We start from the raw sequence: 10,800 nt of genomic DNA, 5'->3' as shown, positions 1-10,800 counted from the left end.
CCCCCCCCCCCCCCCCCCCGTTTCCATTGCTGCCGGAAGAGGCGATTATTCCCCGTAGACCTTGTCGGGATCCTGATAGCCGGTGCGCTCACCCCAGGCCACCATGTCTTCCCGAATCTCATCCCAGCTCCGGATGGGGGACTGGAGCAGCTCATCATGCTCATTGGTGGCATAGCGATAGTGATGAGCCATAGACATGTCCTTTTCGTCGGTCTGCTTCTCACCATAGTCTCTGGCAGCGATGCGGGTCATGGTGGAGTACTGCTCGCTGACCGTGTGGAGCTTCAGATCGTTGACCAGCAGGCGCTCCAGAGGCCGCTTGCACAGCTGGGACTGGATGGTGCGGGTCTCACGGGGGAGAGTCTTCAGCATTCTGGCAATCTCCCAGGCGCGGTCAATAACCTTGCCCTTGGGCACCAGCTCGTTGACCCAGCCCCAGTCCAGGGCCTGCTGGGCAGTCCACTGGCGGCAGGTATACATCAGATAGTTGGCGCGCTTCGTACCCAGGAAGTGCTGCATCAGCATAAACATGCCGTCACCGGCCACCAGGCCGAAGAACAGGTGGTCGTCATCGAACTTGGCGTCCTCGGAGGCCAGGGTGATATCGCACAGCAGGGCGGAATCCCAGTGGAAACCGGGACCGGGAATGGCGCCGATGGTGGGGATGTCGATGTCGAAGATCATGTTTTTGATCAGGTTGGTGTCGTCGATGTACTGATGGTCAAAGCGCTCTTTGGCGTAGGTGCTCCAGCCGTGAGGATCCTTGTCCATCATCCAGTTGTCGCCCTTGTGAGTCCAAATCAGAATTTCGTTCTTGCGATCCAGGGAGATAATGCGGCTGAGCTGACTCATGGCGCGATGATTGGCGCCGCTCCAGCACATGGGGTGGTCATTGGTCTTCATGGTGACCTGAAGAATGCCGTCCTCCCGGTACAGATCAAAGTGATCCTTGAACCACTCCCTGTATTCTTCCAGTTCGGGGAGCTTGACGTAATCAGCCATAATGTCTTTCATTGTTTGTTTCCTCCTGTTCGTTTTTTGTTTGTGTTCAAAGCTTTACGCATTTGCGGCGTTTACGGCGTGGTGAATCTTGCTGGCAACGGAACGGCGCTCAAAATAGATGGTTGCAAAGAGCACAAGCATCAGCAGGATGCCCTGGATAGCACTGGACAGAGTGGAGTCCACTCCGCAGAGCGTCAGACCGTTTTCAATCATGACAATGGTAAAGGAGCCGATGAGCAGCTTATAAATCCGGGCGCTGAAGCCGCCGGTTACGCTGACACCTCCGAGGAAAATAGCCATCTGGATGCGCATCTCCATAAACTGGCAGAGGGAGTTGGTAGAACCGCCTACGTTGACAATCTGCATGATGCCGAAAAGCGCAGCCATGAAGCCTGAGATGATAAAGGCGGTCATACGGATGCGTTTGACATTGATGCCGGTGGCAATCACGGTGCGCTCGTTCTCACCGATAGCCCTGCAGTAGTAACCGATCTTGGTGTACTCAAATACATAATAGAAGATGACGACCAGCACCGCCACGATGGCCAGCTTGACGGGGAAGGTGTTGAACGAGATGAGTACGGTGGGGGCGTAAATCAGGTTGGAGGCCAGGAAATAGTTCAGCAGGCCCCGCAGGCCGATGAGCATAGCCAAAGTCATCATAAAGGAGGGCATCTTGCACCGGGAGTTCCACAGGCCGTTGAGCGCGCCCACCAGCATACCGGTGCCGATGGCCACGGGGAAAATGGCCCAGGTGCCAAGGTGGGAGGCAGCCATGGCGCCCAAAGTGGCAGAGAGGGCGGCGTTGGCGCCGACGGACAGATCCGTGCTGCCCATGGCGGTGACAAAGAGTACGCCGGTACCGCCGATGATAACGGGGAAAGCTTGGCTTACAATGTTGGAAATATTCTGGGGAGTGACCAGGGTACCGCGGGTGGCGATGAGGAATACGCAGAACAGGATGAGGAAGGACAGAATGGGAATAAGCGAATTGATGCTGAATTTCTTTTTCATGTCATCACCTCAATAATGGTCTCTTCAGACAGCTCTGCGCTGCGTGGGAGGAGCTTGCAGATTTCGCCGTCTTTCATGACGGCGATGGTGTCGGCCATGCCAAGGACTTCCGAAAGTTCATCGGTGATCAGCAGGATTGCCATTCCTTTTTCCTTGGCCTCCCGCAGGCACTGGTAGATGTACGCCTTGACGCCGATGTCCACGCCGCGGGTGGGGCAGTCCACAATGAGAACGTCCAGATCCTTGATGAGCCAGCGGCCCAGATTGACCTTCTGCTTGTTGCCGCCGCTGAGGGCTCTCATCAGCTGATCCACACCGGTGGATTTGACGGAAAATTGCTCCCGTGCCTCGGAGGATGCCTGATACAGTTTTTTGGGGCTGAGGAAACCAAAGCGCCCTTTCAGGGTCTCGACCGAGGGCAGACAGAAATTGTTTTGAATGGAGGCGCCCATCATCAGCGCCTCGCCGTCGCGATCCTTGGGCACATAGGCCACCCTATTTTGAAGGGCCTGGTAAGGGTTGCCGATGGAAACGTTGTGAGTGGGGAGGGCTACCTCGCCGCTGTCCACCGGGAGCAGGCCGTATGCCGCCTGACCGACCTCACGGATGCCGGAGTCGCTCAGACCACAGAGTCCAAAAATCTCACCCTTGTGCAGATCGAAGGATACGTGCTTGAGATGGTCGGTGCAGACATCCTGCAGCGACAGGGCCACTTGGTCTTCGAACTGGGGAGTGGTGTCGCTCCGGTAATAGTCGCCTTCGATTTTCCGGCCCACCATACGGATCTTCAGATCCTCCAGGGGGATGTCCTGGCTGCGTTCGGTGGCAAGCAGTTCGCCGTCTCTTAGGATAGAGACGCTGTCGGTGATCTTCAGCATCTCCTCCAGATCATGGGAGATCAGAATAATGGAACGGCCCATCTCCTTAAACTTCCGGATGAGTTCATAGAGAACGGTGCGGTTGTCGTGGGAGAGGGACTGAGTCAATTCATCCAAAATGAGGATCTGGGGATCGGAGGCCAGGGCGCGGGCCAGTTCCACCATTTTGCGCGATTCCACGTTCATATCGCCGGACAGCCGCTGGAAGGGAATGGGGGGAAGTCCCCACTGGCTCAGGGCCTGATTGGCAGCCTCATAAACCTTCCTGTTGTTGATAATTCCGAAGCGGGAAAAGCGCTTGGTATTGCCGAGGAAGACGTTGATTCCGGCGGGAAGGTTGGGGACGAGCCCCAGCTCCTGCACGACAATGGCTACGCCGCTGGAGGTGGCATCCAATGGAGAGCGGGGCTTATAGGGCGTTCCGTTTAGAAACATTTCGCCGGAGTCGCTGGGCTGAATGCCGGCAATCTGGGTGAGCAGGGTGGACTTGCCGGAGCCATTTTCTCCGGCCAGACCGCGTACTTCGCCCGGCCGAAGCTGAAAGTCGATGTTCTTGTTGGCGTAGGTGGCCCCAAACCACTTGTTCAGGCCCTTGACCTCCAGGATCAGATTGGAATCACTCATTTTACGACCCCCTTCACATTGCGCTGAGCTGTGATGCCGAAAACGACGACGATCACACCCAGGAGGAACTCCTGGAAGGTTCCCGATGGAACGCCCATAAGAGTGAGAATGTTGAAGATCATAGCGATAAGAAATGTACTGATCGGAATACCGATGGCAATGTTGATATGCTTTTGAAGCGCCTGGGCCAGCAGGACGGCGGCCAGCGGCTGAAATACGGTGCTCAGGCTGCTCAAACCGGTCTGAGCCACCACATAACCGGCGTAGCTCTCCTTCATGACGCCTGCAAAGCCGAAGAAGAAGCCGGCCATCAGTCCGCCCAGCATAAGCGCGCGCCGGGTATTGATGCCCATCATCTGAGCTACATCCGCATTGCCGCCCACCGCCCGGGCATTGAGACCGATGGAGATCTTGTTATAGGTCACGTAAGCGATGATAAAGCCGATTACAAGCATGATATAGATGGCTGGGCTGCGGCCGAGCACCCGCATCTCATCGGCCAGTCCCTCTACCCGCAGGCCCTGAGATACCCGTACCTGTGAGTAATAGCCGGCGATGGTCTCGTAGACCATGGTCATGCCAAGGCCTGCAATCCAGGGAGGAATCTTTGTGACCTGGAAGAGCGTCATATTGACGGCCAGGCAGAGCACGCCGACCAGTACAGCGGCAATGAACATGGGGACATAGCCGAGCGCATTGCCCACAATGGCGGAGGCTGTGGCAGCCAGAACAATGATGGCGCCCGCCGACAGGTCGGTGATGCCGCAGGCAAACAGATAGCTGAAGCCCCAGGCGACAAAGGCCGGGACGGTGGCTGCGGAAAGTATAATCGTGAAGTTCTGGAAGGTCAGAAACTTCCCGTCCACCACCACGTTCAGTACCACAAGAAGCGCAAGGGCCGCGATAACGATGATGATGGGCAGCGGCTTGATCCGGCTCTCGTTCCGGGCTCGGGTTAAGGTATTATTCATAGACAGTCCCTCCATTTGGCCTCCGGATGATACGTCCATGTCGTCCGGAAGTCACAGTGTTAATGCTGGTTATCTCAGCTGATCCGCTCGGAAATCAGTTCGTCAACATTGCCCACAAAATCGTAGAAGCTCTGGTAGTCCACATTCGGATTATTCCGATAGAGCAGCGTATCAAAATCGGCTTCCGTCAGAAGACCGCCTTCCGCCATTAAATTGATGAAGCCCTGGGCGTTATCCTTGGTCAGCATTACCAGGTTCATATTGTCAAACAGAGGGGCTTGGCCGTTTTCATCGAGGATGGCATGTCCGTCCAGACGATTGATCAGTAGGGCGGCAGCCAGAGAGCCGGCGATCCACTGTCCGCCGTTTAGGGCGGTTACATCGCCGTTCAGAATACTCTGGGCAGTTTCGGGACTCATGTCGCTGCCATAAAGCTTGTAGTCAGCTTCAGGGCGGGAGGACATGGCGCTGATGGTGGCGGACAGATAGTCTCCGCCAGTGCAGTAGATCATGTCTGCATCGGGATAGGCGGTCATAAAGTCATTAGCCTTTTGGACGCCTTCAGAGGGGTCAGCAGAGTGGGCCACGTAAACAACCTCACCGCCTCCAGCCTCAAAAGTATCGGTAAATCCGGCGATACGTTGGTCATGGACGTAGTCGCCCAGCGCAGCGGCGGAAATGATAGCCGTCTGGTTGCCGTCAGCCAAACCCAGTTCGCCCATGGCTGCACCGGCGGCATATTCCTGGGATATCACAGCACCGGTATAATACGCATTCTCCTGTATGGCAGGCCAATCGGCATCGGCGGGGATATTGGCATGGAACACGAAAGGAACTTCAAAGTTCTGACATAGTTGGGCGACAGTTGGGAAGATCGTTTGGCTCATGCCCAAAAAGAGCACGCCATCTGCGCCCGAGGTGAGTTGGTTCTGAAGATCGGTGACGACCTTATCCACCTTAAACTCGTTGTTGGCCAAGTCGATGGACAAATCTCCGGCAGAGGTCTCCAGGGGAGTCAGAGCCTCAAAAATGATGTCCAAAGGATAGGCGCCTACGCCCCATGTGTTGGCGGCAATGACATGGCCCCCTTTACTGGTAGAGGAGGACTCTGCAGGTGGGGCGGCGGTCTGCTGACAGCCGCTGAGCAATGTCAGGGCGAAGGCAGGAACCAAGGCGAGAGACAAAGCGCTTTTCCAGTGATTCATGTTCATTCTCCTTTTCCTTTTTTGACGGCTGCTTGCTGCCGGTTGATGGACACTTGATGGAATAAGTGGCAGGTGGGAAACCCGGCACATTCGGAATACCGACCGCTGTGTGCTTGCGGTCATGGATATTTGCAAGAAGCATACCAAATTGAGAGAGCAGGGGAGAAGAGGTAGGGAAAACCCGCCAACTTCTAAGAAAAAATTTAATGAAGATCCTGTGCGAAATGGACAGTGATAAAGAGCAGTAGAGGGCCGGAGTGTTTGCAACGCCGCAAGACTTTGCACAAATGCAAGGAGAGAGCAGCTGCGCTCCAGGAGGGGGACAGTGCGAAACGCGGAGCTTTTCGGCTTGCATTCCCGCAAAAATTTGCAGCCATGCAAGCGTCGGGCATCGCAGCTTTCAGGCTGGTTTGAGAGGCTAAACTGACTGGAATTGCCGGGATTGCAGGAGGAAAAGGAAACATATCAGTTTATTTTTTGCTTGGCATGGGATTTGCTTAACAAGAGAGCAGCAAAAACCGCGGGAGCGGGACCGCTCCATCCCATGTCATACAGTACCATGGTTGGATATAAGAAAGGAAGACTGGAAATGAAAGCATTGAGAAAGTTGGGTAAAGGAGCCGAGTCAGTACAGCTGTGCGAGGTGGAAAAGCCCATTCCGGGCCCGAACGACCTGCTGGTGAAGGTAATGGCTGCCGGTATCTGCGGTACGGATCTGCACATTCTGGCCGAGGAGTACAGTCATAGTGTGCCTGTTACCCTGGGCCACGAATATACCGGCGTAGTGGAGCAGGTGGGCAGCGGGGTCACCGATTTCCAGGTGGGGGATCAGGTGATCTCGGTGTCCATTGCCTATTCCTGCGGAACGTGTCACTATTGCCGCAAGGGCGATCCGGTTCACTGCACACAGAAGGCCTCTATCGGTGTCAATGTGGATGGCGCCATGGCGGAATATATGGTAATTCCGGCAGACTCGGCGATGAAAGTACCTGAACAGTATAAGGGCAGCGACATCCTGGCGCTCAGCGAGCCCATTGCCTGCTGTATCCGGGCGGTGCTGGAGAAGTCGGAGATCCACGCCGGAGATGTGGCGGTGGTGTCCGGGCCGGGCATTATCGGTTTGCTGTGCGTCCAGCTGGCCAGGCTCCGGGGTGCGCGGGTGATTCTGAGCGGCACCAAGGCCGACCGGGAACGGCTGGAACTGGCCAAGAGCCTGGGAGCGGAGTGGGTGTGCGACAACGCCGATGATCTGGCGGCGCTCCTGGCCCGGGAGACAGCCTACGGCCCCGATGTGTGGATTGAATGCTCCGGCGCCGGCCCGGCCCTGAGCCAGGGGATCAGCCTGGTGCGCAAACAGGGGGCCTTTATCCAGGTGGGCCTCTATGGCAAGCCGGTACCCATGGACATGGATATGGTGGTGCGCAAGGAGCTGAAGGTCACCGCCGGCTTTGCCCAGGCGAGATCCTCCTGGGAGATCCTCCTGAAGCTGCTGGAGGGTAACAGCCTGATGCTGGAGCCTCTGGTGAGCACCCGGCTGCCGCTGGCCGACTGGAAGGAGGGGTTTGCCCAGTTCCGGGACAAAAAGGGGATCAAGATTTTCCTGGTTCCCTGACAGCCGTGCGGGCAGCCGCGATAAACAAAAGGAGGATATTTATGACACCCTATCCCCATCTGTTTACCCCAATTAAGATCGGGGGGCAGCTGATCAAAAACCGCATCTTCTCCGCCCCCACCGGCCTCATGAGCTATACCGCCCGGGGCCATCTCACGACCGAGAATATGGCCTACTATGAGCTGAAAGCCAAGGGCGGATGCGGTGTGGTTACCTTGGGGGAGAGCATTGTCCATGCGGCCACCGGCCAGTCCCACGACCGGCAGATCTGTCTGGATGACCCGCATGTGCTTCCCTCTCTGACCAACACTGCCCGGGCCATCACACGTTATGGGGCGGTAGCCAACATTGAGCTGTCCCACGGCGGTAAGTACGCCGGCCTGGCCAGCATCGGCGGTCATAAAAAAGAGCGCCGCCCCGCTTATGGCCCCAGCCACGATGTATTGCCTTCCGGGGAAGAGGTCCTGGAGATGCCCCAGAAGCTGATCTATGAGATCCTGGATGCCTATGGCGCCGCAGCCGATGTCGCCAAGCGGGCGGGGTTTGGCATGGTAATGGTGCATGCCGGCCACGGCTGGCTCTTTAACCAGTTCCTCTCACCGTTGGAAAACCACCGGAAGGATGAGTTCGGCGGCAGCCTGGAGAACCGGGCGCGGTTCCTCCTGATGGCCCTGGATCGGGTGCGCCAGGCGGTAGGCCCCGGGTTCCCCATACAAATCCGCATGAACGGTGATGACTTTACGGAAGGGGGGCTGCACCTGGAAGACTACAAGGAGTTGGCCCGGATGGTGGAGAGCAGGGTGGATCTGTTCAATATCTCCTGTGGCAGCCATGAGCGGCAGGAACTCTTTGTACGAACCCATCCATCGGCGTTCCTGGATCACGGCTGCAACGTATATCTGGCGGCGGCCATCAAACAGGTGGTGTCCAAGCCGGTATCCTGCGTGGGTGCCCTGGGCGACCCGGAGCAGTGTGAGGAGATCATCGCCTCCGGTCAGGCCGATATCGTGGAGCTGGGACGGGCGCTGCTGGCGGATCCCTTCCTCCCGAAAAAGGCCTACACGGGCCAGAAGGAGGACATCACCCCCTGCCTGCGTTGCTTTGTTTGTCTGGGGGAGAGTGTAATCAATGGTACAAACCGCTGTTCGGTGAATCCGGTGATTGGAGCCGAGCTGGAGGAAAAATATTATGTGGCCCCGCCCCTGAGAAAGAAAAAGGTTCTGGTGGTGGGCGGCGGCCCCGCCGGCATGGAAGCGGCAATCACGGCGGCCCGGCGCGGACATGAGGTGCTACTGTACGAGAAGACGGATGCGCTTGGGGGTGCGCTGAAATTCGCCGAAGCCGTACCCTTCAAGCAGGATCTGTATCGCTTTACCCAGTGCCTTATCCGAAGGGTGGAAAGCAGCGGCGTGAAGGTTACCCTGAATCAAAGGGTGGACAGGGCGCTGGCAGAGAAGGTTCGGCCGGATGTCCTTATCATTGCCGCCGGCGCCCAGCCGGTGATTCCCGCCATTCCGGGGATTGCGTCGGATAAGGTGGTGTCGGTGGCCCAGGCCGAGGCGAACCCGGACGCTCTGGGAGAACGGGTGGTGATTCTGGGAGGCGGTTTAGTGGGTTGCGAAACCGGTATTCACCTGGGCATGAAGGGGAAACAGGTCACCATCGTAGAGATGCGGGATACGCTGGCAGCCGATGTGAATATGTTCCACGGCATGGCGCTGGGACAGGAGCTGAACAAGTATGTCACCGCCGTCACCGGAGGAACCGGCAGAGCCGTGACGGATGAGGGACTGATTTACACTGACCGGGAGGGGCAGGAGCACCTGCTGCCCGCTGACGCGGTGCTGTGCGCCGTGGGAATGAGAGCGTGTACCGGTGTAATGGAAGAGCTGTGGAACGTGGTGGATGAGCAATACGTTATCGGAGACTGCGTCAGGCCCGCTCAGGTGACACAGGCGATATCCGATGCGTACTACCTGGCCAAGAGCCTGTAAGTGTGCAAATCGGCAAAAAATTGCGGATGTGCAATGCGTGTGGGGAGGAAGTGCGAGGCTAATGGCCTGATCTGAGCGCAAAAGCGGGATTATTATGCCGGATTCCATGCGTTTCCTGCACAAAAACCGTAAGTGCACTACTTGGCGCGCGGTTTGCAGTCTATATGAAGCGATTCGGGCCAGAGACAAGAAGCGTCCTCGGAACCACAAATAATAAGGAGCGTAAATTATGGATCAGGTTATTATCACAGCTGCCCTCACTGGCGCAGTCACCCCAAAGGCCAAGAATGCGCACATCCCCATTACGCCGGAAGAAATTGCCGCGGATGCCTACGCCTGCTGGAAAGCGGGCGCAGCCATGGTTCATCTGCACATGCGGGCCGACGACGGCCTGGGTGCCATGGACAAGGAGAAATTCCGGGAGACCATCCGGCTTATCCGCAACCACCAGGACTGTGATGTCATTATCAACTGCACCTCCTCCGGCGCTTCTGCCGAGCATCCCGCCACGGATGAAGAGCGGATGGCCCATCACCGGGAGCTGGAGGGCATCGAGATGGGCTCCTATGACGCCGGTACCTTCAACTGGATGCCCGGCGGGGTATTTATGAATAGCCCGCAGTTTCTCGAGAAGCTGGGCGACCTGTATCTAGAGCGCGGCATCAAGCCGGAGGTTGAGATCTTCGATGCCGGTATGCTGGGGATCGCCGATTACTTTGCAAAACAGGGCCACCTGTCTACCCCCTGCCACTATCAGCTTTGCCTGGGCGTACTGGGCGGTATGCCTGCCACGGTGGAAAATCTGGTATATCTGGTGCGCCATCTGCCGGAGAACGCCACCTGGTCGGCCTTTGGCGTGGGGAAGAGCCACCTGCCCATCCTGTATGCGGCCCTGGCCCTGGGCGGACATATCCGGGTAGGGCTCGAGGACAATGTATACCTCAGCAAGGGAGTGCCCGCCACCAATGTCCAACTGGTGGAACGGGCCGTTCAAGCGGTGCGCACCTTCGGAAAGCAGCCCGCTACCCCCGCTCAGGCCAGAGAAATCCTGGGCCTGAAGCCGTTGAAATAACAGAAGGAGAAGATCACATGAAAGTTGTTCGATTGGCAGACGCCTTTGAGTATCCGGTTACCGGCCATTTTGATATGCGGGCCCTCCGGCTGCACAACAAGGAAACCGGCAATACGGTGGACTATACCCTGGGCCTGTCCCACTTCCTGCCCGGCGGCGGGACGGAGTACGTGGAGACCGGGGTGGAGCTGATCTATTTCATCCTGGAGGGTGAGATGACGGTGCGCACAAAGGACGAGACCATCGTACTTAAAAAATACGATTCCATCCACTTCAATGTGGGAGATGGAAAAGAGATCCGCAATGAGACCAACCTCCCCGCCTCCATGCTGGTGATTGCCGGTATGCCTGGCCGGGGCTGAGCCGGATGATTCCGGCATGACACTTAGGAAGAAGGGAATTCTGTGAACAAAGAGCTTGCCAAGCGA

9 protein-coding genes are annotated in these 10,800 nt (G+C 57.1%); 4 read left to right on the top strand and 5 right to left on the bottom strand.

Annotated features, from left to right (window positions below):
• Positions 1 to 45: 45 nt before the first annotated feature.
• The 5 genes from ACESY8_RS13375 to ACESY8_RS13355 all read right to left on the bottom strand — a co-directional run bounded on the left by ACESY8_RS13375 (position 46) and on the right by ACESY8_RS13355 (position 5,694).
• Positions 46 to 1,014: an enoyl-CoA hydratase/isomerase family protein gene (locus ACESY8_RS13375; protein WP_055179614.1), complete on the bottom strand. Its 969-nt coding sequence runs from the start codon at positions 1,012 to 1,014 to the stop codon at positions 46 to 48.
• A 42-nt stretch (positions 1,015 to 1,056) separates the two neighbouring features.
• Positions 1,057 to 2,016 carry an ABC transporter permease gene (locus tag ACESY8_RS13370; RefSeq protein WP_498794777.1) on the bottom strand — a complete coding sequence of 320 codons (960 nt, stop codon included), beginning with the start codon at positions 2,014 to 2,016 and terminating at the stop codon, positions 1,057 to 1,059.
• Positions 2,013 to 3,518: a sugar ABC transporter ATP-binding protein gene (locus ACESY8_RS13365; protein WP_347525980.1), complete on the bottom strand. Its 1,506-nt coding sequence runs from the start codon at positions 3,516 to 3,518 to the stop codon at positions 2,013 to 2,015. The genes ACESY8_RS13370 and ACESY8_RS13365 overlap by 4 nt, the downstream gene beginning before the upstream one ends.
• Positions 3,515 to 4,489 (bottom strand): ABC transporter permease, encoded by a 975-nt coding sequence (locus ACESY8_RS13360; protein ID WP_498794776.1) that lies wholly within the window; start codon positions 4,487 to 4,489, stop codon positions 3,515 to 3,517. Before ACESY8_RS13360 ends, ACESY8_RS13365 begins: the two co-directional genes overlap by 4 nt.
• A 74-nt stretch (positions 4,490 to 4,563) precedes the next feature.
• Complete coding sequence (locus tag ACESY8_RS13355) at positions 4,564 to 5,694, bottom strand: sugar ABC transporter substrate-binding protein (protein WP_498794775.1); 1,131 nt, start codon at positions 5,692 to 5,694, stop codon at positions 4,564 to 4,566.
• A 589-nt stretch (positions 5,695 to 6,283) separates the two neighbouring features.
• On the opposite strand from ACESY8_RS13355, the gene ACESY8_RS13350 reads away from it, so the two are divergent.
• From ACESY8_RS13350 to ACESY8_RS13335, 4 genes are all read left to right on the top strand, one after another.
• Positions 6,284 to 7,306 carry a zinc-dependent alcohol dehydrogenase gene (locus tag ACESY8_RS13350; RefSeq protein ID WP_055179618.1) on the top strand — a complete coding sequence of 341 codons (1,023 nt, stop codon included), beginning with the start codon at positions 6,284 to 6,286 and terminating at the stop codon, positions 7,304 to 7,306.
• A gap of 41 nt (positions 7,307 to 7,347) precedes the next feature.
• The gene (locus ACESY8_RS13345) at positions 7,348 to 9,300 is read left to right on the top strand and encodes an oxidoreductase (protein WP_195384129.1); all 1,953 of its coding nucleotides are present in this window, start codon (positions 7,348 to 7,350) and stop codon (positions 9,298 to 9,300) included.
• A gap of 229 nt (positions 9,301 to 9,529) precedes the next feature.
• Positions 9,530 to 10,372, top strand: coding sequence for a beta-keto acid cleavage family enzyme (locus ACESY8_RS13340; protein WP_054338873.1), 843 nt, complete (start codon positions 9,530 to 9,532; stop codon positions 10,370 to 10,372).
• A gap of 17 nt (positions 10,373 to 10,389) precedes the next feature.
• On the top strand, positions 10,390 to 10,734 hold the full coding sequence (locus tag ACESY8_RS13335) for a cupin domain-containing protein (protein WP_082382879.1): 345 nt from the start codon (positions 10,390 to 10,392) through the stop codon (positions 10,732 to 10,734).
• The last annotated feature ends 66 nt before the right edge of the window (positions 10,735 to 10,800 follow it).

The sequence above is a fragment of the Clostridium sp. ATCC BAA-442 genome, from assembly GCF_964239415.1.
GTDB classification, from domain to species: domain Bacteria; phylum Bacillota; class Clostridia; order Oscillospirales; family Oscillospiraceae; genus Flavonifractor; species Flavonifractor plautii.
This window is presented reverse-complemented; position numbering and strand designations above follow the sequence as displayed.

Coding starts and splice junctions, on each gene's coding strand:
- ACESY8_RS13375 (WP_055179614.1), bottom strand. CDS start 1,014: ATGAAAGACATTATGGCTGATTACGTCAAGCTCCCCGAACTGGAAGAA.
- ACESY8_RS13370 (WP_498794777.1), bottom strand. CDS start 2,016: ATGAAAAAGAAATTCAGCATCAATTCGCTTATTCCCATTCTGTCCTTC.
- ACESY8_RS13365 (WP_347525980.1), bottom strand. CDS start 3,518: ATGAGTGATTCCAATCTGATCCTGGAGGTCAAGGGCCTGAACAAGTGG.
- ACESY8_RS13360 (WP_498794776.1), bottom strand. CDS start 4,489: ATGAATAATACCTTAACCCGAGCCCGGAACGAGAGCCGGATCAAGCCG.
- ACESY8_RS13355 (WP_498794775.1), bottom strand. CDS start 5,694: ATGAATCACTGGAAAAGCGCTTTGTCTCTCGCCTTGGTTCCTGCCTTC.
- ACESY8_RS13350 (WP_055179618.1), top strand. CDS start 6,284: ATGAAAGCATTGAGAAAGTTGGGTAAAGGAGCCGAGTCAGTACAGCTG.
- ACESY8_RS13345 (WP_195384129.1), top strand. CDS start 7,348: ATGACACCCTATCCCCATCTGTTTACCCCAATTAAGATCGGGGGGCAG.
- ACESY8_RS13340 (WP_054338873.1), top strand. CDS start 9,530: ATGGATCAGGTTATTATCACAGCTGCCCTCACTGGCGCAGTCACCCCA.
- ACESY8_RS13335 (WP_082382879.1), top strand. CDS start 10,390: ATGAAAGTTGTTCGATTGGCAGACGCCTTTGAGTATCCGGTTACCGGC.